This is a genomic window from Mesorhizobium sp. ISC25, assembly GCF_042295465.1.
Lineage (GTDB): Bacteria > Pseudomonadota > Alphaproteobacteria > Rhizobiales > Rhizobiaceae > Mesorhizobium.
In genome coordinates this window covers 4,333,947-4,355,743 of record NZ_CP135441.1, presented here as the reverse complement: position 1 = coordinate 4,355,743, position 21,797 = coordinate 4,333,947, and the positions used below count along the sequence as shown (strand labels likewise).

At 64.0% G+C, this 21,797-nt stretch carries 19 protein-coding genes; 11 read left to right on the top strand and 8 right to left on the bottom strand.

What is annotated here, in order from left to right:
- Nucleotides 1-9: 9 nt before the first annotated feature.
- From RQ479_RS21505 to RQ479_RS21490, 4 genes are all read right to left on the bottom strand, one after another.
- Nucleotides 10-690, bottom strand: coding sequence for a GNAT family N-acetyltransferase (locus tag RQ479_RS21505; RefSeq protein WP_376702551.1), 681 nt, complete (start codon nt 688-690; stop codon nt 10-12).
- Nucleotides 687-1,178, bottom strand: coding sequence for a MarR family winged helix-turn-helix transcriptional regulator (locus RQ479_RS21500; RefSeq protein WP_376702550.1), 492 nt, complete (start codon nt 1,176-1,178; stop codon nt 687-689). The genes RQ479_RS21505 and RQ479_RS21500 overlap by 4 nt, the downstream gene beginning before the upstream one ends.
- Before the next feature lie 165 nt (nt 1,179-1,343).
- Entirely contained in the window at nt 1,344-2,105 is a 762-nt protein-coding gene (locus tag RQ479_RS21495; protein WP_292656992.1) for an ABC transporter permease, read from the bottom strand.
- A 14-nt stretch (nt 2,106-2,119) separates the two neighbouring features.
- Entirely contained in the window at nt 2,120-3,046 is a 927-nt protein-coding gene (locus RQ479_RS21490; protein ID WP_352716093.1) for an ABC transporter ATP-binding protein, read from the bottom strand.
- A 263-nt stretch (nt 3,047-3,309) separates the two neighbouring features.
- On the opposite strand from RQ479_RS21490, the gene RQ479_RS21485 reads away from it, so the two are divergent.
- The 3 genes from RQ479_RS21485 (at nt 3,310) to RQ479_RS21475 (ending at nt 8,320) form a co-directional block, all read left to right on the top strand.
- A complete protein-coding gene (locus RQ479_RS21485; RefSeq protein WP_376702549.1) occupies nt 3,310-4,683 on the top strand; it encodes a cytochrome ubiquinol oxidase subunit I in 1,374 nt (457 codons plus the stop codon).
- Entirely contained in the window at nt 4,680-5,684 is a 1,005-nt protein-coding gene (locus RQ479_RS21480; protein WP_376702548.1) for a cytochrome d ubiquinol oxidase subunit II, read from the top strand. The genes RQ479_RS21485 and RQ479_RS21480 overlap by 4 nt, the downstream gene beginning before the upstream one ends.
- 101 nt (nt 5,685-5,785) lie before the next feature.
- On the top strand, nt 5,786-8,320 hold the full coding sequence (locus RQ479_RS21475) for a mechanosensitive ion channel family protein (protein ID WP_376702547.1): 2,535 nt from the start codon (nt 5,786-5,788) through the stop codon (nt 8,318-8,320).
- A gap of 231 nt (nt 8,321-8,551) precedes the next feature.
- Here the strand turns inward: RQ479_RS21475 and msrA are convergent, their stop codons facing one another.
- From msrA to RQ479_RS21455, 4 genes are all read right to left on the bottom strand, one after another.
- Nucleotides 8,552-9,280, bottom strand: a complete 729-nt coding sequence (msrA, locus tag RQ479_RS21470; RefSeq protein WP_376702546.1) for a peptide-methionine (S)-S-oxide reductase MsrA — start codon at nt 9,278-9,280, stop codon at nt 8,552-8,554.
- Between the two features lie 77 nt (nt 9,281-9,357).
- The gene (locus RQ479_RS21465; RefSeq protein WP_292664581.1) at nt 9,358-9,645 is read right to left on the bottom strand and encodes a hypothetical protein; all 288 of its coding nucleotides are present in this window, start codon (nt 9,643-9,645) and stop codon (nt 9,358-9,360) included.
- A gap of 79 nt (nt 9,646-9,724) precedes the next feature.
- Nucleotides 9,725-10,435, bottom strand: a complete 711-nt coding sequence (locus RQ479_RS21460; RefSeq protein WP_376702545.1) for a DUF1223 domain-containing protein — start codon at nt 10,433-10,435, stop codon at nt 9,725-9,727.
- A 342-nt stretch (nt 10,436-10,777) separates the two neighbouring features.
- The gene (locus tag RQ479_RS21455) at nt 10,778-11,863 is read right to left on the bottom strand and encodes a TadE/TadG family type IV pilus assembly protein (RefSeq protein ID WP_376702544.1); all 1,086 of its coding nucleotides are present in this window, start codon (nt 11,861-11,863) and stop codon (nt 10,778-10,780) included.
- Between the two features lie 166 nt (nt 11,864-12,029).
- Between RQ479_RS21455 and lepA the strand changes: the two genes are divergently transcribed.
- The 8 genes from lepA to RQ479_RS21415 all read left to right on the top strand — a co-directional run bounded on the left by lepA (nt 12,030) and on the right by RQ479_RS21415 (nt 21,704).
- On the top strand, nt 12,030-13,835 hold the full coding sequence (gene lepA / locus RQ479_RS21450) for a translation elongation factor 4 (protein WP_376702543.1): 1,806 nt from the start codon (nt 12,030-12,032) through the stop codon (nt 13,833-13,835).
- A 148-nt stretch (nt 13,836-13,983) separates the two neighbouring features.
- Nucleotides 13,984-14,502, top strand: a complete 519-nt coding sequence (locus tag RQ479_RS21445; protein WP_376702542.1) for a hypothetical protein — start codon at nt 13,984-13,986, stop codon at nt 14,500-14,502.
- A 287-nt stretch (nt 14,503-14,789) separates the two neighbouring features.
- The gene (locus RQ479_RS21440) at nt 14,790-15,161 is read left to right on the top strand and encodes a hypothetical protein (protein WP_376705989.1); all 372 of its coding nucleotides are present in this window, start codon (nt 14,790-14,792) and stop codon (nt 15,159-15,161) included.
- Between the two features lie 469 nt (nt 15,162-15,630).
- Nucleotides 15,631-16,254, top strand: a complete 624-nt coding sequence (locus tag RQ479_RS21435; protein ID WP_376702541.1) for a CDGSH iron-sulfur domain-containing protein — start codon at nt 15,631-15,633, stop codon at nt 16,252-16,254.
- 122 nt (nt 16,255-16,376) lie between these two features.
- On the top strand, nt 16,377-16,763 hold the full coding sequence (locus RQ479_RS21430; protein WP_376702540.1) for a hypothetical protein: 387 nt from the start codon (nt 16,377-16,379) through the stop codon (nt 16,761-16,763).
- A 33-nt stretch (nt 16,764-16,796) separates the two neighbouring features.
- Nucleotides 16,797-17,093, top strand: a complete 297-nt coding sequence (locus tag RQ479_RS21425; protein WP_376702539.1) for a hypothetical protein — start codon at nt 16,797-16,799, stop codon at nt 17,091-17,093.
- Between the two features lie 284 nt (nt 17,094-17,377).
- On the top strand, nt 17,378-19,405 hold the full coding sequence (locus RQ479_RS21420) for a hydantoinase/oxoprolinase N-terminal domain-containing protein (protein ID WP_376702538.1): 2,028 nt from the start codon (nt 17,378-17,380) through the stop codon (nt 19,403-19,405).
- Nucleotides 19,406-19,532: 127 nt separating this feature from the next.
- Nucleotides 19,533-21,704, top strand: coding sequence for a malate synthase G (locus RQ479_RS21415; protein WP_376702537.1), 2,172 nt, complete (start codon nt 19,533-19,535; stop codon nt 21,702-21,704).
- Nucleotides 21,705-21,797: the final 93 nt, after the last annotated feature.

The window sequence follows — 21,797 nt, the reverse complement described above, 5'->3', positions numbered from 1 at the left end:
GCCGACGAATTATTCGGTGCGCTGAACCACGGCGACATTCATTGTGCTTCGCAACGTGAAGCCAATGGACTCGTATAGTCTAATGGCCGTGGCGTTGCTGGCATAGGCATGGAGATAGGGAACTTCGCCGCGCGCCACTATCCGGTTTGCCACGAACAGGGACAGCAGCTTGCCCAGGCCGCCGCCCCGAAATTCCGGATGTGAGCACACCCCGCTGAGTTCGGTATAGCCGGGTTGCTTCATGCGCTCGCCGGCCATCGCCGCAAGCCTGCCGTCGATTTTCACACCCCAAAAATCACCCAGGCTCAAGGCTTCGAGCGTGAATGGGCCAGGCTTGGTGAGCAATGCCAGGGCGAGCATCTCAGCGGCATCGTCTCGCGTCAGAGACTGCACGCGCGGGTCGGAGACGATCTGCAATGGCTGCTCGGCAATCATTTGAACCCCGGCTGCGGTCGAAGTCGCGGAAAGCCCCGCGGGCAGAGCAATGGCGTCCGACTGAAGCAGGATGACACTCTCGCCTGGGGAGACAAGCTTTCCGAGCGCCTGCAGGCTATCCGCGTCGTCCGCCCCGGTGGCGGCGAAAGGGACGACCGACTGCCGGTATCGCATGGCGAGGTTGTCACCCTCCGCGAAGGCCCGATGTCGCGTCTGAAGCGCGCTCCAGATAGGGCGGTCAAGCAGGTGCCTCATTGTACCGCATCCTTCGGCTTTTTTACTCGATGATCGAGGGGAGCCGCGGCGAGGCCGTCCTCGATGGCAGCCAGCTGATCGAGAAGAGGCCCCGAAAGATCCGCGCACAGATCCGCGACGGCGTTCTCGATGCAAGGCCAGACGTCGCGCTTTGCGACATCGACCAGCCGCCGGCCGCCCCAGGTGAGGGAGACAATCCTGCGCCGCTGGTCATCGGTCGACGGACTGACCTCGAGCAGTCCCAATTCGGCCAGAAGCGAGACGCTTCGCGTTACGCCTGGCTGCGCGATGCCAAGGGATTGCGCCAGTTCCCCGACTGGTAGCGGGCCCAGCCTGTCGAGCGCGGCCAACAGCGGGTACTGGCTCGCCTGAACCGGGACATCCAGCCGGTCGAGCAGGCGCTGCGCCTCCGCTTGCAGTTGCTCGCCCATACGCTTCAGCCTGCTGCCCAGGCACAGGAAGCCAAGCGATCGTATGACGTCTTCCATAGGTCACTTCATCTCATGCGAAAATCGATAACATGATATATAACAATGCATAAAAAGCAAGCTTGAACGTTCAAGCGCCGGCTCCAGGCACGGGCGCAGGCCTATATCGCCTTCGGAAAGGAAACGTTGACCGATAAGGCTGCTTTGCCTGGCACGGCCAGTCGATCAGTTGCGCAGCCGGTAGCCGGTCCTGAAGATCCAGGCGACGATCGCTATGCAGACAAGCAGGAAGACCACCGTCATACCGAGGCTGACGCCGACCGAAACGTCGGACTTGCCGTAGAAGCTCCAGCGGAAGCCGCTGACCAGGTAGACCACCGGGTTGAACAGCGTCACCGTGCGCCAGATGCCGGGCAGCATGTTGATCGAATAGAAGCTGCCGCCGAGAAAGGTCAGCGGCGTGATGATCAGCAGCGGCACCAGCTGCAGCTGCTCGAAGCTCTTTGCCCAGATGCCGATGATGAAGCCGAACAGGCTGAAGGTCACCGCCGTCAGCACCAGGAAGGCGAGCATCCAGAACGGATGCTCGATCGTCAGCGGTACGAACAGCGAGGCCGTCGCCAGGATGATCAGGCCAAGCACGATCGACTTTGTCGCCGCACCCCCGACATAGGCGATGACGATCTCCAGGTAGGACACCGGCGCCGACAGCAATTCGTAGATCGAGCCGACGAATTTCGGAAAGTATATGGCGAAAGACGCGTTGGAGATCGACTGCGTCAGCAGCGACAGCATGATCAGCCCCGGCACGATGAAGGCTCCGTAGCTGATGCCGTCGATCTCGGTGATGCGTGAGCCGATCGCCGAGCCGAAGACGACAAAATAGAGCGAGGTCGAAATGACCGGTGAAACGATGCTCTGCAGCACGGTGCGAAGAGCGCGCGCCATCTCCACCCGATAGATCGCCCATACCGCATGAAGATTCATGACCGCGCGCGGGTTCATGCCTGTTTCCTCACCAGATTGACGAAGATCTCCTCGAGCGAGCTGTTTTCCGTGTCGATGTCGCGGAACTGGATGCCGGCCGCCTCGAGCTCGCGGATCAGCGAGGCGACGCCCGGCCGTTCGCTCTGGTTGTCATAGGTATAGGTCAGCTGCCCGCCATCCGGCGAAAGCTCCAGCGCGTAGCGCGAAAATGCGTCGGGAACGGTGGCCAGCGGGCTGCGCAGTTCCAGCACAAGCCGCTTGCGGCCGAGCTTGCGCATCAGCTCGGCCTTGTCCTCGACCAGCACGATCTCGCCACGGTTGATGACGCCGACGCGGTCGGCCATCGCCTCGGCTTCTTCGATGTAGTGCGTGGTCAGGATGATGGTGACGCCGTCTTCGCGCAGCCGGCGCACCATCGCCCACATGTCCTGGCGCAGCTCGACATCGACGCCGGCGGTCGGTTCGTCGAGGAACAGGATGCGCGGCTCATGCGACAGCGCCTTGGCGATCATCAGCCGGCGCTTCATGCCGCCGGACAGCGTGATCGCCTTGGCATCCTTCTTGTCCCAGAGCGACAGGTCGCGCAGCACCTTTTCGACGAACGCCTTGTCCGCCGGCTTGCCGAACAGCCCGCGGCTGTAATTGACCGTCGCCCACACGCTCTCGAAGGCGTCGATGGTCAGTTCCTGTGGCACCAGCCCGATCAGACTGCGCGCGGCGCGGTAGTCGCGGTTGATGTCATGGCCGTCGACTGTGACGCTGCCCGACGAGCGGTTGACGATGCCGCAGACGATCGAGATCAGCGTCGTCTTGCCGGCGCCGTTCGGCCCGAGCAGCGCAAATATCTCGCCGCGCACAATATCGAGATTGATCTCCTTCAGCGCCTGGAAGCCGGTGGCGTAGGTCTTGGTGACCCCGGAAATCGAGATGATCGGCTGCATGGCTGAAAACGGCTGCTTGAAACAGAGTTGTTGATTTAATCCGCTGAATGTCGGTTCGCAAATCCGGATGTCAATGCCGCTCCTGACAGTTCTGGACATCGAGGTTCGCCGGAATAGGCAACACCTGCCCGGTCGTCCAGCCAAATTCCACGCAAAAGCAGATTAACCGGCACTGCGGCGTTCCGCCTCGCGGCGGGACGCCGCTTTGACCGTGCGGTGCATCAAGCCTATCCTTCTACGAACAAGCAGCAGCCGGAGCCGCCATGGACCCGCTCATTCTGTCGCGCATACAGTTCGGCGCGAACATCTCGTTCCACATCCTGTTCCCGGCGATCACCATCGCGCTCGGCTGGGTGCTGCTGTTCTTCAAGGTCCGCTACAACGCGACGGGCGATTCCGCCTGGATGCGCGCTTATTTCACCTGGGTTAAGGTATTCGCGCTGTCCTTCGCCATGGGCGTGGTTTCCGGCGTCACCATGAGTTTTCAGTTCGGCACCAACTGGCCGGGCTATATGGAGACGGTCGGCAACATCGCCGGCCCGCTGCTGGCCTACGAGATCCTCACGGCCTTCTTCCTCGAGGCAGCGTTCCTCGGCATCATGCTGTTCGGCTTCCGCCGCGTCTCAAACCGCGTCCATACGCTGGCGACGGTGCTGGTGGCCGGCGGCACCACCTTGTCCGCCTTCTGGATCATCGCGCTCAATTCGTGGATGCAGACGCCGGCCGGCTTCGAGATGCGCGATGGTGTGGCGCACGCCACCGACTGGTGGGCCGTTGTCTTCAATCCGTCCATGCCCTACCGGCTCGTTCATATGCTGCTTGCTTCGGGGCTGACGGTCTCGTTCCTGATCGCCGGCCTGTCGGCGCTGCGCTATGTCTACGGCGATCGCTCGGAATCGATGTGGAAGGCCCTACGCACCGGCGTCTTCACCGCCGCGATCCTGATCCCGATCCAGATCTTTGCCGGCGACCAGCACGGCCTCAACACCCTTGAACATCAGCCGCAGAAGATCGCTGCCATGGAGGCCAACTGGAACACCGGTCCCAACGTGCCGCTGGTATTGTTTGCGTTTCCCGATGAAGCGGCCAAGGAGAACAGGTTCGAGCTCACCATTCCCGACGGCGCCAGTCTCATCCTCAGGCATAGCGCCGGCGGCATCGTGCCGGGGCTGAACGATTATGCCGGCAACCATCCCCCGGTATTTCCGGTGTTCTGGGGCTTTCGCATCATGGTCGGCACCGGGCTCCTGATGCTCGCTGTCTCCTGGTCGGCGGCCTTCTTCCTCAAGCGCCGCGACAGCCTGCCTAAGCCGCTGGCGCTTGTCATGGTGCCGATGACGCTGTCCGGCTGGCTGGCGACGCTGGCCGGCTGGTACACCACCGAGATCGGCCGCCAGCCCTGGTTGGTCACCGGCGTGCTGCGTACCGCCGATGCCGTCGGCCCGGTCGCCGGCAGCCATGTCGCGCTGTCGCTCGCGGTCTATCTCATCCTCTACGCGCTGCTGCTGATCGCCTATCTCGGCGTGCTGGTGCATCTGGCATTGAAGGCGGCGAAGGATGGTGACACCTCGCCGCTGCCGGGCGTCATGGACAGGCCGCTGTCGCAGCCGGTTGCGCAACCGGGAGAAACGTCATGAGCTTCGACTGGCCGACCCTGCTGCCTCTGATCTTCGCCGGCCTGATGGGCCTCGCCATCCTGATCTACGTTATCCTCGATGGCTTCGATCTCGGCATCGGCATCCTGTTCGCCGCAGCCGAAGACACCGAACAGGATACGATGATCGCCGCCATCGGCCCGTTCTGGGACGCAAACGAGACCTGGCTGGTGCTGGCGGTCGGCTTGCTGCTGGTCGCCTTCCCATTGGCGCACGGCACCATCCTGACGGCGCTCTACATTCCGGTTTTCGTGCTGCTGGTCGGCTTGATCCTGCGCGGCGTCGCCTTCGATTTCCGCGCCAAGGTGCCGGCAGGCAGGAAGCACCGCTGGAACCGCATTTTCTTCCTCGGCTCTGTCATCGCTTCGCTGGCGCAGGGCTATATGCTCGGCGTCTATGTGCTCGGCCTCGACGTCGGCCCTGGCGGCATCGCTTTCGGCGCGCTGGTGGCGCTCTGCCTTGCCGCGGCCTACGCGGCGATGGGCGCGGCCTGGGTCATCTACAAGACGGAAGGCGACCTGCAGAGGAAGGCGGTGCTGTGGCTGCGCACGGCGCTGGTGCTGACCGCGCTCGGCATGGTCGCGGTATCGCTGGCGACGCCCTTTGCCAGCGCGCGCATCTTCGACAAATGGTTCGTCTGGCCGGCCATGCTCTATTTGTCGCCACTGCCGATCCTGTCGGCAGTGCTGTTCCTGTGGCTATGGCGCCAGACCTTCCGTCTGCCGAAGCCCGGCGACCGCCACGCGCTGCTCCCGTTCCTGACATTGGCCGCGATCTTCACGCTCGGCTTTGCCGGCCTCGCCTGGTCGTTCTACCCTTTCGTGGTGCCCGACCGGCTGACCATCTGGCAGGCTGCTTCGGCACCCGAAAGCCTGGCCGTCATCCTGGTCGGGACGGTCGTCGTGCTGCCGATCATCATCTTCTATTCGTTCTTTGCCTACCGGGTGTTCGCCGGCAAGGCGACGGATCTGACCTATGACTGACCGGCATCGCCGTCGCCGCCTGAAACAGAATATTCATCTTCAAGCGGAATAACCTTCTCTGGCCGGCCCAGCAGAATCGCCGGCAGAAGAAGGGCAACAGAATGACCCCCTTTTTTGCGGCAAGGCAGGATCGGCTGTTGCTTCTGCTGATCCGGACGGTCGCGCTGATCGGCGCACTCGCGCTTGCCGGCCTGCTGCCGGCCATGCCGCAAGCGCATGCCCAGGACGCGGCCAACTGGACCGGTGTCTGGGACACGAAATGGCGCGGCGGCGGCGCCCAGATCAAGTTCGAGCAGACCGGCACCGACGTAAAGGGCGTCTACCCGCTTTATAACGGCCGCATCGAGGCCAAGGCCGAAGGCGACAAGCTTGTCGGCCACTGGTTCGAAGGCGACCGCCAGGGCGCCTTCACCTTCGTCCAGTCGCCCGACGGCGGCAGCTTCATGGGCCGCTTCGATGCCGCCACCGCCGAATGGTGGACAGGGGTGCGCGTCAGCGCCGTCGAGGACGTCCGTGTCGACCAGTCGAGCCCGATGAGCACCATGCGCTCGTTCCTGCAGACGATGAACGAGAGCGGCGCCGACAACGTGCCGCGCGCCACCGGCGGCGGCATGGGTCTTGCCGGTCTGGCAGCGGGTCTCGTCGACGTTACCGAGGCCGACCGCGGCGGCCTCAACATGCCCGATTATACCAAGCTCCTGTTCACCGTCGTCGACAACGCGACGTTCCGTCTGTGGCGCCTGCCGCATGACACGATTGCCGGCGACGAGGTGACGGCGACGCTGCCGCAATACGGCACCAGGATTTCCTTCGACGTCACCTTTCGCCGCAAGAATGGCGACTGGTTCATCGTCGGGCCGCCACTTGCCCAGCTCCAGGCAAAGCTCGCCGAATTCCAGGAAGCGCGTGGCGAAGCCGTCGACATGGTCGACGATCCGAGCAAGCTGGCCTCGCCGCGCGATACGTTCAAGGTACTGTTGAGTGGCCTCACCGAAGCCGGCGACCCGGCACAAGCGGCGCTCGACCTGCGCAACTACAGTCCGGCGGTGCGCGGCGACGAGGCGTTCCTGCTCGAACGCTATCTCAAAAAGGTCATCGACCGCATCGGCTATGTCTATTGGCAGGAGATCCCTGACGATCCGAAGAGCAACACCCCCTTCGTCTATTTCGAGCATCCCGCCGGCAACATCGTCATCGGCCCGGTCGAGACCGAGAAGCGCAAGATCTGGCAGTTTACGCCCGAGACGCTCGCCCACATCCGCGCGCTCTACGCCGACGTCGAAGACGTGCCGGTGGCGCCGGAATTCGCCGCCTTCGCCAGCACCGACCCGTTCTTCATCGCCCGTGGCCTCGCCCGCGAGATCAGCCCCGGCCTGCTCACCCGCGCCGGCCCGATGGAGCACTGGCAATGGTGGATGCTCGGCCTTGCCGCACTGGCCGGCATTGTCTTCGGCTTCATCGCCAATGCGCTGATTTCCTTGTTTGTGCGAAGGACGGACAGCTCGGCCTTCTTCCGCATTGTCGAATGGGCGGTGCGCTCGATCGTGCTTGGCTTCTTCCTGCTGTTGACGCTGCGCCCGCTCGGTCTGCCGCAAGTGGTCGCCGCCCCGGTCAAGGCAATCGCCTGGAGCCTGATCGTGATCGGCGCCGTGCCAGTGGTCTGGCACCTGATCGGCAAGATCGCCGAACACTATCGCGGACTGTGGCAGGTGCCCGGCTATCACGACACGCTGATTTCGCTGTCCACCGGCGTCGCGCGCGTCGCTGTGCTGGTCGTCGCCTTCCTGCTGTTGGCCGAAGTGCTCGCCATCCCCTACGAAGGCGTCATTGCCGGTCTCGGCATCGGCGGTCTGGCGGTGGCGCTGGCCGCGCAGCCGACGCTGCAGAACTTCCTCTCCGGCCTGACGCTTTATGCCGACCGGCCGGTCAGCGTCGGCGACTTCTGCAAGTTCGGCGACCAGTCCGGCACGATCGAGCATATCGGCATGCGCTCGACGCGCATCCGGTCGCTCGACCGCACGATCATCTCGGTGCCCAACTCGGATTTCGCCGGCATGCAGATCGAGAACTACGCGCATCGCGACCGCACCCGGTTCGCGACGACGCTGCAGCTGCGCTACGAGACGACGCCCGATCAGCTGCGCTACGTCCTGGCCGAGCTGCGCAAGCTGCTGATCGCCCATCCGCGCGTCATCGACGAGCCGTGCCGCGTGCGCTTTGCCGGCTTCGGCGCCTATTCGCTCGACATCGACGTGTTCACTTACGTCAAAACCGCCGACGTTGCCGAATTTCAAGCCATCCGCGAGGACATCCTGTTGTCCATGATCAACATCATGGATGATGCCGGTGCGCAGTTCGCCTTCCCTTCGTCACTGGAATACAGGGCCACCGACCTTCCGGTCGACGACGAAAAACGCATCGCCGCGGAGAAAAGGGTCAGCGATTGGCGCGAGGGGCAAAATCTGCCTTTCCCCGACTTCAGCCAGATCGACAAATTCGCCCTCAACAACACGCTTGCCTACCCGCCTGAGGGCTCGGCGCATTATCGCGAGACAGAGCCCGACCCGGATTCGGCCGAGGCAAAGGCGACGCTGGAGAAAGTGCGCTGGAGCCTGCCCTGGAAAAAGGGTGTGTAGGGTCGCTTGTACAGAGGCGTAGGCGATCCTTCGCGCCCCCCTCTGGCCTGCCGGCCATCTCCCCCACTTGGGGGGAGATTGGATGTCCCGCGGCTTTCGCCAATCACCGATGTTGGAAGAAGGGAGCCGGCGCCGAAGCTGCAATCTCCCTCCTTGTGGGGGAGATGGCCGGCAGGCCAGAGGGGGGCGCTGTCCCGCCGACGCTTCCAATTTAGGCAGCTCCCCAAAAACTCAGCTCTTGTTGGCAGCCAGCACCAGAACCGGCTTTTCGCTGTAGAGGTTGGGGAACAGCCGCTTCAGATTCTCGACCTTGGGCAGATCATTGTAGACGATATAGGGATAGGTCGGGTTGAGCGTCAGAAAGTCCTGGTGATAGTCCTCGGCCGGATAGAAGGTCTTGCCTGTCTCCAGCGTCGTCACGATCGGCTTGGGAAACACCTTGGCCTTGTCTAGCTGGGCGATGTAGCTTTCGGCGATCTTTTTCTGCGCGTCGTTTTCGGCAAAGATCGTCGAACGGTACTGGGTGCCGCTGTCCGGCCCCTGGTAGTTCAGTTGCGTCGGATTGTGCGCCACCGAGAAATACACCTGCAGCAGCTGACCGTAGGTCACCTTGGATGGCTCGTAGGTGATCTCGACGGATTCGGCATGGCCCGTCCGGCTGGTGCCGACCATTTCATAGACGGCCGTGTCCTTGTCGCCGCCCGCATAGCCGGAAACGGCGCTGGTGACGCCCTTGACGTGCTGGAACACGCCTTGCACGCCCCAGAAGCAGCCGCCGGCGAAGACCGCCTTCTCGGTGCCGGCGGTGGCCTTCTCGTCCATTGCCGGCGGCGGGATCACCACCGCGTCTTCGGCCGAGACTGCCGGCGTCTGCCAGAACACGGCCGCGGCGGCCGTGAGGATGAGCGCGGCAAGTGCTGCTTTTGCGAAAATCGACGAGCGTTTCACGGCTGCGGTCATGTCTGATCTCCCATGATGCTGGTGTGGATTATACGACGGATAGGTTCGCCGGGCTCTCACATTGCTGTGCGCATCGCCTATTTGGCCGGAGCCATGGCATCGCAGGCCTTGGTCGCTTCGGCTTTCTTCATGGCGTTCGTTTCGGCGGCTGCCTTGTTCATGCAGTCGGCCTTCATCGGATCGCCCGCCTTCATCGCGGTCGTGGCCATCGCGTCAGACGCTATGGCGCCGGCCGGCTTCATGGCGTCTGTTGCCGGTTTCATCGCATCTTCGGCCCGCGCGGCGCCTCCTGCGAACAGCACCGTCGAGCAAAGTGCGAAGGCGAGTGCCGCCAGGGTCGGGCGATTGGTCAAACGATTGGTCATGATGATCTCCTAGGGTTGGCAGGGGTTGACGGCATGCGGCGGCGCCGCTGCGCGTTGGGGAAATTTCGCGAGAGGGTTTCTAGTTCGTGGCGGCAGCAAGGATCGGCCCGCCGCCCGGCACCTGCACCAGCACCGCGGTGCTGAGGCCGCTTGCAGCAGCCGGCAGCGGCAGCGCGGTGGCGTCGCCGGTCCAGTGTCCCAGCCTGGTCAGCGAATGCACGACATTGGCGTGCGGCAGCGTGCGGCCGGTGTTTTCTCCGCGCGCCACCGGCACCTCGACGACGCCCTTGTCGTAACGCACCAGCCAGACGTCGGCCTTGCCGCCGGGCACCGGGCCGGCGTCAATGCTGACCTTCCCGCCGGCGAGCGACAGCGAAGGTCCGTCGGCGTGGCCGCCGCTCGAAATCAGCTGCTCGATCTCGCCCGGCTTGGCGCCGACCGCATCGGCCTTGCCGTTGACCACCACTTGTGGCGTGAACGGGCCGGAACGGCCGAGCGATGGTTCATAGCGGACCTGGCGCTGCGTGAATTCTTCTTTGCCGAATGTGTCCTTCCAACCGAGATAGTCCCAGTAGGTGACGTTGAAGGACAGCGCCAGCACGCCGGGCCGGTCCTTGACCTTGATCAGATTGGCGTTGGCCGGCGGGCAAGACGAGCAGCCCTGGCTGGTGAACAGCTCGACGACGGTCAGCGTCTGGCCGGCAGCCGCGCTGGTTACCGACAGCACAGTCGCCGAAAACAGTGCCGCGGCGAGCCCCATCAGGGCTGTGTTCGCTGTCGATCCAGGCATCGCGTTTCTCCTGCGCAGACATCGTTTCATGTCCACACTTCGCCGCCGACGCACGGTTCGTTACAACATCACCGCTTCGTGATCGTTCGCTGCTCTCCCTTCTCCCCTTGTGGGAGAAGGTGGATCGGCGCGTAGCGCCGAGACGGTTGAGGGGTGCTGGAAGAAATGAGGCGTTGGCGTTCCCTGGAACACCCCTCATCCGACCGAGCTTCGCTCGGCCACCTTCTTCCACAGGGGGAGAAGGGAAGACGGTCGTTCGCAACCAAAAACGCCACCCGGTGGTGACCAGGCGGCGTTGTGACGAGTTCTGGGGCGGGCAGGTGGCACTCAGCCGCCGCCCGGCTATTGTGTAAGCACGGTTTCCGAAGGCCGCTTGTTGAACGCGCACTTGCCGGTCACGAAATAGGAAAAATCGGCGTCGTCTATGGTGTTGTTGGTAAGTGATCCGCCGTCTTCCCACGCTTGACTGCTGGTGATGCCGCACGGCACGGCCGTAAAGATGTCGACAGTCGTATTGGCTAGCGTCTTGACCTTGTCGATGAACAATCGGTCGGAAGTTACCGGATCGTCCGATCGCAGGGTTGTTTTCGTGCCTGAGGCCAGATAGCCGCCGCCAAGACCAGGATTGGGATTGGGAATCTTCATCTCCAGCGACAGGTTATCCATGTCCTTCACGTCGATCACCGCACCGGCGCCGGTCGCGGGATACATCGTGTTGACGCAGGTGGTTGCGTATTTCCGGGTGCCGCTGATCTGAGTGATTGTGCCGGTGGGCAAGCCGTAGAAGCTGAGCACCGTGGTGGTCGTGCATACTTGTTTCTGGACCAGCGTCTCCGTCGTTCCGTTGATCGTATATACAGAGGACGTTCCGTAGCCTTTCGGATCGCCAAACCTGTTGTAGGCGTAGGAAATCCTCATCAGCTTGTTGGCCACCGTGTCCCCGGATTTCGTGCCGTAGAGCGTCACCGTCTTGTCCCACCAGCCAGACACCTTGTCGACCTTGAACGTGGCCTCCACCAATGCCGGCCGCTTTGTCACTGCCGACGCAACGCCGACCTGCACCGTGTTGATCTTGGCGATCTGCATGAAAGCCGTCGGCATGGCAAAGCCGGCCGAAGCCTTGATGCTGGCGGCGCCGTCGGTGGCGACGACGAAGCTGTCGAGCTTTGCCGTGCCTTGTCCGCCATTGGCCAGGTAGGCCTCCTGCAGCTTCACCTGGCGGTCTGCCAGTGACGTGGTCGTCTCCAGCGTCGTGATCGACAGCGACGCTGCATCGAGGGCGTTCTGCATCGATGCCCTGGTTGAAACCGCCGAGGTATAGTCGATGGAAAAACCCAATGCGGCAACCATCGGAATAAGCAAGATGGCGAGCATCGGCGCGAACGAGCCGCTCACCGATGTGAGAAATTTGCGTGCTGACAGCGGCATTCCGATCCCCCGAACGGCGATAGACCGGTGGGCTATCACGCCGGGCGCAAACTATGCTCTAATCTCATGGATCAAAGTTTAACGACTTTGCCTCGCCGCCGCCGCCGCCGCCGCACCCGCGCCCCGCCGCTTGCCGATGTACCGTGCCCCTGCTAAAGCGCGCCGCATGACCACGCCGATCAAGAACATCCGCAACTTCTCCATCGTTGCCCATATCGACCATGGCAAATCCACGCTTGCCGACCGGCTGATCCAGTCGACCGGTGGGCTGGAGCTGCGCGACATGAAGGAGCAGGTGCTGGACTCGATGGACATCGAGCGCGAGCGCGGCATCACCATCAAGGCGCAGACGGTGCGGCTGAAGTACCGCGCCAACAATGGACAGGACTATATCCTCAACCTGATCGACACGCCCGGCCATGTCGACTTTGCCTATGAAGTGTCGCGCTCGCTGGCCGCCTGCGAGGGTTCGCTGCTTGTCGTCGATGCCTCGCAAGGGGTCGAGGCGCAGACGCTGGCCAATGTCTACCAGGCGATCGACAACAACCACGAGATCGTCGTGGTGCTGAACAAGGTCGACCTGCCCGCCGCCGAGCCCGAGCGCATCCGCGAGCAGGTCGAGGAGGTGATCGGCATCGACGCCTCCAACGCCGTGCTGATCTCGGCCAAGACCGGCCTCGGCATTCCCGATGTGCTCGAAGCCATTGTCAACGATTTGCCGCCGCCGCGCGAGGGCGACATAGCGGCTCCATTGAAGGCGATGCTGGTCGACTCCTGGTACGACGCCTATCTCGGCGTCATCGTGCTGGTGCGCATCATCGACGGCGTGCTGAAGAAGGACCAGACCATCCGCATGATGGGCACCGGCGCCAGATACCTGGTCGAGCGCACCGGCGTCTTCACGCCCGCCCGCATCAATGTCGACGAGCTCGGCCCCGGCGAATTCGGCTTCTTCACCGGCTCGATCAAGGAAGTCGCCGACACCCGCGTCGGCGACACCATCACCGAGGACAAGCGCCCGACGGCACAGGCCCTGCCCGGCTTCAAGCCGGCGCAGCCGGTGGTGTTCTGCGGCCTGTTCCCGGTTGACGCCGCCGATTTCGAGGATCTGCGCGCTGCGGTCGGCAAGCTGCGCCTCAACGACGCCTCCTTCTCCTTTGAAATGGAAACCAGCGCCGCACTCGGCTTCGGCTATCGCTGCGGCTTCCTTGGCCTGCTGCATCTCGAAATCATCCAGGAGCGGCTGGAGCGCGAGTTCAACCTCGACCTCATCGCCACCGCGCCGAGCGTCGTCTACCGCCTGCTGTTGAACGACGGCACGGTCAAGGAACTGCACAACCCGGCCGACATGCCCGACGTGGTCAAGATCTCGGCCATCGAGGAGCCCTGGATCCGCGCCACCATCCTCACCCCCGACGACTATCTCGGCGGCATCCTGAAGCTCTGCCAGGACCGCCGCGGCATCCAGGCGGACCTCTCCTATGTCGGCAAGCGCGCCATGCTGATCTACGATTTGCCGCTCAACGAGGTCGTCTTCGATTTTTATGACCGCCTGAAGTCGATCTCCAAGGGCTATGCCTCCTTCGACTATCACCTGACCGACTATCGCGAGGGCGACCTGGTTAAGATGTCGATCCTGGTCAACGAGGAGCCGGTCGACGCGCTGTCGATGCTGGTCCACCGCACGGCGGCGGAAAAGCGCGGCCGCCAGATGTGCGAGAAGCTGAAGGAACTGATCCCGCACCATCTGTTCAAGATCCCGATCCAGGCGGCGATCGGCGGCAAGGTCATCGCCCGCGAGACGATCTCGGCGCTGCGCAAGGACGTCACCGCCAAATGCTACGGCGGCGATGTCTCGCGCAAGCGCAAGCTGCTCGACAAGCAGAAAGAGGGCAAGAAGCGGATGCGGCAGTTTGGTAAGGTGGATATTCCCCAGGAGGCGTTTATCCAGGCGCTGAAGATGGGCGATTGAGCCGGGCCGTTCCCGATTTCGAGCTGACCGAACCGCCTCCCGATGCGATCAAATACGCGCCGGCCAATGCCCTTCGCACTAGGCAGCGGGCCGCCATTGGAGAACGTCCCGTCTTGAAGTATCCTTGAGCTTGGAAAGGGAGGTCTCGATGCGTCCCGCCAGCCCTGCTATCTCCGACACCATCGCCGCGATCGGCCTTGCCATCGGCGGCGCTCTGGGCCTCGCCGGCACCTTTGTCGAGAGCGCCGCCCTTCGCGAAACGCTCTGGACGATCGACGGCGTGGCGCTCGTGGTGGCGACCGCGCTGTTGACGATGAAGTATCAGCGGCAAGGCAACGACTGCGTAGCGGCCGGATTTCTGACCTTTCTCGCCGGCGAGAGCCTGCTGCTCGCCGGCAATGCGGCGGGCCTTGAGGCCAGCGTGCCCTCCTATGTCGGCGGTATCTCGCTTTGGGCGGCGGCGCTGGTCATGGTCAGTGCGCCGAAAACCTTCGCCCTTTGGATACGGCTCACGGCTGTCGTGGCGGCTTTGCTGTTTGTCGTCTCGGTGGGCCTGATCCTGTGGGGTGCGCCTTTGCTGCCGACCTCGGCGCCGTTGCCAGCTGCCGGATATCCGTTCCTGGTGCTCACATTCATCGGCTGGATCTGGACGCTGCTGAAGCGTTGAGCCCGGTCGGACCGCCCCCTCTCCGGCCGCTTCGCGGCCACCTCTCCCCCACTTGTGGGGGCGAGGAAACGCCAATTGCCGAAGCTGCATCCTTGCAAGACTTGGGTTCCTCGACCCACGAAGTCGGGAGAGGTGCTTTGCGAAGCAAACCGGAGAGGGGTCTTCCTTGGCAACGCTGCGCCTTTCGCGATGCAAATGCCGCAATCGCCTCTTCCACCCGTTTAGTCGCCATGCCATGTTCCCCTCGCGGCCGGGCAGGCCGTTTCATTCCGGGGGGAATCATCATGTTGTCTTACGCTTTCGCGCGCCGCGCCGTCGCGGCGCTTTGCCTTGCCGCTTTGTTTGCGCCCGTCGCGCATGCCGGCGATGTCACTTTCGAGATCAAGAACAGCCATCCCAATGCCATGCGCGTCGAACTCTACAGCCAGGAGCGCGACCATGTCTGGCCGGGCAACAATCAGGATTATTATCTCAATGACGGCGAGACCAAGTCGATCCCGCTGTCCTGCAATGACGGCGAATCGATCTGCTACGGCGCCTGGGTCGACGGTGACGAGAATACCTATTGGGGTGTCGGCCCCGGCAACACGGAAAAATGCGACGATTGCTGCTACACCTGCAGCGGCGGCGAGACCGAGGAAATCGATCTGGTTCCGTGACGTGGCAGATCTCCCCCTTGAGGGCAGGGCTATCGGTCATATGCGATAGCCCTGCCCTTGAGGGGGAGATGTCGCCAAAGGCGACAGAGGGGGTCGCCGCGCATAGAGCGCCAACCTGTTCTTCAGCAGTAGGCCGAGCCCGGTCGTGCCGACCCCCTCTGGCCGCTGCGCGGCCATCTCCCCCTCGAGGGGGGAGCGCGCTGTCCCGCCAATGTCGGGCCGGCAACACCGGAATTCAAAGCTGAAACAAAAAACCCGCCTGGGCGGGCGGGTCGTTGGAGCCAATTGGCACCATACCGAAATTAGTAGCATAGCTGCCGGCACAAAGCAAGAACAAAATGTGGTGCAGCGAGCACAAAATGCGAATTCGCTTCCCTGCCGCGCTCGAGGTCGGTCTCAAGAGGCGGAGAATGCTGCCTTGACGTCGTCCTGACCGTGGCCATAGCGTAGTCCGACAGGAGATGCACCCATGGCAGTGGTTGAAGGCGAAAAAATCGATATCGGCTTTTCCGGGCGCCGCTGCATGCATTCGCGCAATTGCGTGCTTGGCGATCCGCGTGTCTTCGTGCCCAATGCGCCCGGCCAGTGGATCCACCCCGAGGCGGCCAGCGTCGAGAAGATCGTGGCGCTCGCCGAAGCCTGTCCGTCCGGCGCCATCACCTATGTCCGCAAGGATGGCGGGCCGCAGGAACAGCCGCCGGTGGTCAACACCGTGCGCATCAGGGAAAACGGCCCGCTGGCGCTGCATGCCGAGATCGTGCTGGGCGGCGAAACGTTTTGCCGCGCCACGCTCTGCCGCTGCGGCGCTTCGGAAAACAAGCCGTTCTGCGACGGCAGCCACGCCAAGGCGGGCTTCACCGCCACCGGCGAGCCGCCGCTGAAGGATACGCCGGCGCTGGAAGTGCGGGATGGCCCGCTCACCGTCACGCCGACGACCAACGGCCCGCTCAAGCTTGAGGGCAATGTCGAAATCGTCACCGGCACCGGCCACACGGTCGACCGTACGCAACGCGCCTTCCTCTGCCGCTGCGGCCATTCGGCCAACAAGCCGTTTTGTGATGGGTCGCACAAGCGAGTGGGGTTTGTCGGGTAGGAGGGCTGTGCGGCCAAGCTGCCAATCTCGGCCTTCGACAATTGCGCCCGGTTGATGTTAGATCTTTGCTACCGGTGCGTGCATGTGCCGGAGTGGCTTCGTCGGGCTTGGGGGATTTCAAATTGCGCAAATATGTCTTGCTGTTTCTCAGCCTTTGTATCGATTACGTTTGGATAAATGCGGCCGTCGTCCTGGCCGACCGGCTGTTTCCCGGCATTGCCGAGACCGTTCTTGGCCAGCCGGCGTCATGGGCGGCCCGGCAGGTCCTTTCGCTGATCCTGCTCAGCCTTGTACGGGTGGCAAACGTCTCGGTGGGCGAATGGCTGCTATCCTATGCGCAGATGGAGCAGCCGGCCGGCCAGCGACAATGGGCCAATCTGTTGCTTGGCCAGCTTGGTGTCCTGTCCGGGATTTGGTACCTGCTGCGCCTCACCGGACCAGACGACGGCGCGCCGTTCCTTTTCATGGTGGAGGACACGCCGCTGAAGACCGCGGCCATTGCGCTTTAGAGTGCCCTATACAGTTGGTGTGGCGTGATGCTGTTGCGGTTCGAACCCAAGGCGAAGCTCTGCAATGCCCTGCTGTTCGCCTCGGTCCTGCCATTGACCGCGATAAACCTGATCTTCTCCCGCGACGCGCTGGTTGCCTCGATGGTGGCGCGCGCCGCCAGCCAGGGCCGCTCGTTCCCGGTGGAAAAGGCGGAGCTCTATGCCCGACTGTCGATCTACTACGCCACCCTGCTTGTCGCGGTGATGCTGACGATCTTGTATTTCTGCCGCGAACGGCCCACCGCTTCTGTCGGCAGGCCGCTCGAAGGCTCGCCGGGCAGCCGGGCGTAGCCCTATTCGGCCAACAAGCCTTTCTTGTGGGGTAGGCGGCCAAGCTGCGAATCTCTCCCCTCGAGGGGGAGATGGCCGGCAGGCCAGAGGGGGTCGCTGCGCGTGGAGCGCCATCGTCCTCCGTCGGCGACAGGAGGGTCGCGTCCGGACGTACCGACCCCCTCTGTCGCCTTCGGCGACATCTCCCCTCGAGGGGGGAGATTCGCAGCTTGGCCCAGCCATCACGGCTTTATCGATCGGCCGGTATCCGCTAAGGGGCGGAGACGAATTCTCCGGACCCAAATATGACCGCCAAGACCAAATCGCCACCCCTGTTCCTCGGTATCGACACCGGCGGCACCTACACCGACGCGGTGCTGTGGTCGGAGGCCGGCGGCCCCGGCGGAAAAGTGCTGGCCAAGGCCAAGGCGCTGACCACCCGTCACGACCTGGCGGTCGGCATATCGGGCGCGGTCGATGCGGTGCTGCAAGAGGCCGGCACCGACCCGACTGCGATAAAACTGGTGTCGATGTCGACGACGCTAGCAACCAATGCGCTGGTCGAAGGCCAGGGCGGGCGCGTAGCACTTGTGATGATCGGCTTTGCCGAGGGCGATCTGGCCCGCGACGGACTGAAGGCGGCGCTCGGCTCCGACCCGGTGGTGTTCTGCCCCGGCGGCCACGATGTCCATGGCAATGCGGCAAAGCTCGACCTTTCCGGGCTGGAGGCGGCGCTTCCGGAATTGGAAAAATCGGTGTCCGGCTTTGCCGTCTGCGCCTATTTCGCCACCCGCAATCCGGCGCACGAGCTGGCTGCCCGCGATCTGATCCGCGACAGGACCGGCCTGCCGGTCACCGCCAGCCACGAGCTGTCGGCCAAGCTCGGCGGCCCGCGCCGGGCGCTGACGACATTGCTCAACGCCAGGCTGATCTCGATGATCGACCGGCTGGTGGCGGCGACCGAAGGCTTTTTGGCCGCGCGCAACATTGCCGCCCCGCTGATGGTGGTGCGCGGCGACGGTGCTTTGGTCTCGGCCGCCTTCGCCCGCCAGCGGCCGATCGAGACGATCCTGTCCGGCCCGGCCGCCAGCCTGGTCGGCGCCCGCCACATGACGGGGCTCGACGATGCCGTCGTCTCCGATATCGGCGGCACCACCACCGACGTCGCCGTGCTCGACCAGGGCCGGCCGCGGCTCGATCCGGAAGGCGCCACCGTCGGCGGCTTCCGCACCATGGTCGAGGCGGTCGCCATGCGCACCTTTGGGCTGGGCGGCGATTCCGAAGTGGCGCTGGAGGATGGCGCGCTCAGCCCGAGGATCCTGCTCGGGCCGCGCCGCCTGGTGCCGCTGGCGCTGGCCGGCTTGATGCATGGCGAGGTCGTCACGGCGGAGCTCGAACGCCAGCTGCGCGCGCCCAATCCCGGCCGCATGGATGGCCGCCTCGCGGTGCGCACCGGGGTGCCGGAGCGGCTGGCGGCTGGCCTGACCGGCGCAGAGGCCAAGCTTTACGAGCTGATCGGTGCCGTGCCGCAGGCTCTCGACAGGTTGCTGACCTCGAATGCCCAGAACGCCACCTTGAATCGGCTGGTGTCGCGCGGGCTGGTGCATGTCGCCGGCTTCACGCCGTCGGATGCCGCGCATGTGCTGGGCAGGCAGGCCAATTGGGATCCGGCCGCCGCGCGTCTGGGTGCCGAGCTGTTCGCGCGCAGGCGTGACGGCCGCGGCCAGTTTATCGCCGCCTCGCCGGAGGCGATCTCGGAACGGGTGCTGACCGCGCTGACCCGCCTGTCGGCCGAAGTCATCCTCGAAACCGCCTTTGCCGAGGATGGGCTGGATGGCGCCGCGACCGTCGCTCATGCCCTGGTCCAGCGCGCCGTCGATGCGCATCCTGGCATCGCTCGCCTCAGCGTCGCGCTCGACCGTCCGGTCATCGGCCTCGGCGCCTCGGCGCCGCTGCATTATGCCGGGCTGGCCGAGCTGGTCGGCAATAACTGCGTGGTGCCCGAGGATACTGACGTCGCCAACGCGCTCGGCGCCGTCGTCGGCCAGGTCCGGGTCTCGGCCGAGGCGCGGGTCAGCCAGCCCAAGGAAGGGCTGTTCCGCGTCGCTTCAGGCGAAAGCGTGCGCGACTTCAACGACGAGGCCGCGGCGATCGCCGCGGCGGAGAAAGACGTGCGGGCGATTGCCGCCGGGCGGGCGAAGGACGCCGGCACCGACAGCGCCGAGATCGAAATCGCCAGCGAGTTCCGCGTCTCCACCGTAGAGGGCCAGCGCATGTTCATCGAGGCGCATGTCGTGGCGGTGGCGTCGGGACGGCCAAGGATTGCGGTGTGAGCGCGTAATCTCCCCCTCGAGGGGGGAGATCGGCAGCGAAAACGCCCTACCTTCACCTATGCCGAATTGACCCTGCAACCGTGACATGTCAAAGGCCCGGCCTAGCCTTTCGTCTGGAGAAGCCCTGATGACCGATCGCGTCGAGATCGCCGGATTGCGGATTGCCCGCGAGCTTCATGATTTCGTCGCGAACGAGGCGCTGCCGGGCACCGGCATTGAAGCTGAGGCATTCTGGGGCGGCTTTTCGGCGATCGTCCATGATCTCTCGCCAAAAAACCGGGCGATGCTCGAAAAGCGCGATGCCATGCAGGACAAGCTCGACCGCTGGTACCGCGACAATGGCGCGCCCGTCGACATGGAGGCCTACAAGAACTTTCTCCGCGAGATCGGCTATCTCCTGCCCGAGGGGCCGGCGTTCAGCGTGACCACCGAAAATGTCGACCCGGAAATCGCGCTGGTTGCTGGGCCGCAGCTGGTGGTGCCGGTGATGAATGCGCGTTATGCGCTGAATGCCGCCAATGCGCGCTGGGGCTCGCTGTACGATGCGCTCTACGGCACCGATGCCATCCCGGAGACGGACGGCGCCGAGAGGGGCAACAAATTCAATCCGGCGCGCGGCGCCAAGGTCGTCGCCTGGGTGAAAAGCTTCTTCGACGAGGCGGTGCCGCTCACGACAGGCAAATGGGCCGGCGTCAACGGGCTCTCGGTCGCCAACGGCATGTTGCGGCTGGGCGAGGGTGCCGGCGCCACCACGCTCGCCGACCTCAAACAGTTTGCCGGCTATCGCGGCGATGCCGCCGACCCCGAAGCCGTCCTGCTGGTCAAGAACGGCCTGCACATCGAAATCGTTGTCGACCACAGCAACCAGATCGGCCGCACCGATCCGGCCGGCATTGCCGATGTCGTGCTGGAATCGGCGCTGACCACCATCCAGGACTGCGAGGATTCGGTGGCCGCCGTCGATGCCGAGGATAAGGTGCTGGTCTACCGCAACTGGCTCGGCCTGATGAAGGGCGACTTGGCCGAGGAGATCACCAAGGCCGGCAAGAGCTTTGTCCGGAGGCTCAACCCCGACCGCGCCCATACCGCGCCCGATGGCGGCACGCTGACCTTGCCCGGCCGCTCGCTGATGCTGGTCAGGAACGTCGGCCACCTCATGACCAATCCGGCGATCCTCGACCACGACGGCAACGAGGTGCCGGAAGGCATCATGGATGCGGCGCTGACGGCGCTGATCGCGCTGCATGACATCGGTCCGAATGGGCGCCGCGCCAATTCTCGCGCGGGCTCGATGTACATCGTGAAGCCCAAGATGCACGGGCCCGACGAAGTTGCCTTCGCCGTCGAGATTTTCGACCGCGTCGAAGCGCTGCTCGGCATGGCGAAAAACACCATCAAGATGGGCATCATGGACGAGGAGCGGCGCACCACCGTCAACCTCAAGGAGGCGATCCGCGCCGCCAGGGACCGGGTCGTCTTCATCAACACCGGCTTCCTCGACCGCACCGGTGACGAAATCCACACCTCGATGGAAGCCGGCCCGATGATCCGCAAGGGCGACATGAAGCAGGCCGCCTGGATTGCCGCCTACGAAGCCTGGAACGTCGATACCGGCCTGGAATGCGGGCTGGCCGGCCACGCCCAGATCGGCAAGGGCATGTGGGCGATGCCCGACCTGATGGCGGCGATGCTCAACGAGAAAATCGCGCATCCCAAGGCCGGGGCCAACACCGCCTGGGTGCCGTCGCCGACGGCGGCGACGCTGCACGCCACGCACTACCACAAGGTCGATGTCCACGCCGTCCAAGTGGCGCTGAAGAGCCGGCCCAAGGCAAAGCTCGACGACATCCTGTCGGTGCCGGTAGCAAGGCGGCCGAACTGGTCGCCGCAAGACATCCAGAAGGAGCTCGACAACAACGCGCAAGGCATTCTGGGCTATGTCGTGCGCTGGATCGACCAGGGCGTCGGCTGCTCGAAAGTGCCAGACATAAACGACGTTGGCCTCATGGAGGACCGCGCCACGCTGCGCATCTCCTCGCAGCACATCGCCAACTGGCTGCATCACGGCGTCTGCACGCCCGAGCAGGTGATGGAAACGATGAAGCGCATGGCTGATATCGTCGACCGGCAGAACGAAGGCGATCCACTCTACCGGCCGATGGCGCCGGATTTCGACAGCTCCGTCGCCTTCCTCGCCGCCTGCGATCTCGTCTTCAAAGGCCGCGTCCAGCCCAATGGCTACACCGAGCCGGTGCTGCACGCGCGGCGGCTGGAATTGAAGGCGAAGCAAGGTGCTTGAAGCGAAGGCGCGGGAGCCGGCGTCCCCCTCCCCCTTGAGGGGAGGGTGGCCCGAAGGGCCGGGAGGGGTCCTGCATGAAGTGCGCCGACTCCC

Coding starts and splice junctions, on each gene's coding strand:
- RQ479_RS21505 (WP_376702551.1), bottom strand. CDS start 690: ATGAGGCACCTGCTTGACCGCCCTATCTGGAGCGCGCTTCAGACGCGA.
- RQ479_RS21500 (WP_376702550.1), bottom strand. CDS start 1,178: ATGGAAGACGTCATACGATCGCTTGGCTTCCTGTGCCTGGGCAGCAGG.
- RQ479_RS21495 (WP_292656992.1), bottom strand. CDS start 2,105: ATGAATCTTCATGCGGTATGGGCGATCTATCGGGTGGAGATGGCGCGC.
- RQ479_RS21490 (WP_352716093.1), bottom strand. CDS start 3,046: ATGCAGCCGATCATCTCGATTTCCGGGGTCACCAAGACCTACGCCACC.
- RQ479_RS21485 (WP_376702549.1), top strand. CDS start 3,310: ATGGACCCGCTCATTCTGTCGCGCATACAGTTCGGCGCGAACATCTCG.
- RQ479_RS21480 (WP_376702548.1), top strand. CDS start 4,680: ATGAGCTTCGACTGGCCGACCCTGCTGCCTCTGATCTTCGCCGGCCTG.
- RQ479_RS21475 (WP_376702547.1), top strand. CDS start 5,786: ATGACCCCCTTTTTTGCGGCAAGGCAGGATCGGCTGTTGCTTCTGCTG.
- msrA (WP_376702546.1), bottom strand. CDS start 9,280: ATGACCGCAGCCGTGAAACGCTCGTCGATTTTCGCAAAAGCAGCACTT.
- RQ479_RS21465 (WP_292664581.1), bottom strand. CDS start 9,645: ATGACCAATCGTTTGACCAATCGCCCGACCCTGGCGGCACTCGCCTTC.
- RQ479_RS21460 (WP_376702545.1), bottom strand. CDS start 10,435: ATGCCTGGATCGACAGCGAACACAGCCCTGATGGGGCTCGCCGCGGCA.
- RQ479_RS21455 (WP_376702544.1), bottom strand. CDS start 11,863: ATGCCGCTGTCAGCACGCAAATTTCTCACATCGGTGAGCGGCTCGTTC.
- lepA (WP_376702543.1), top strand. CDS start 12,030: ATGACCACGCCGATCAAGAACATCCGCAACTTCTCCATCGTTGCCCAT.
- RQ479_RS21445 (WP_376702542.1), top strand. CDS start 13,984: ATGCGTCCCGCCAGCCCTGCTATCTCCGACACCATCGCCGCGATCGGC.
- RQ479_RS21435 (WP_376702541.1), top strand. CDS start 15,631: ATGGCAGTGGTTGAAGGCGAAAAAATCGATATCGGCTTTTCCGGGCGC.
- RQ479_RS21420 (WP_376702538.1), top strand. CDS start 17,378: ATGACCGCCAAGACCAAATCGCCACCCCTGTTCCTCGGTATCGACACC.
- RQ479_RS21415 (WP_376702537.1), top strand. CDS start 19,533: ATGACCGATCGCGTCGAGATCGCCGGATTGCGGATTGCCCGCGAGCTT.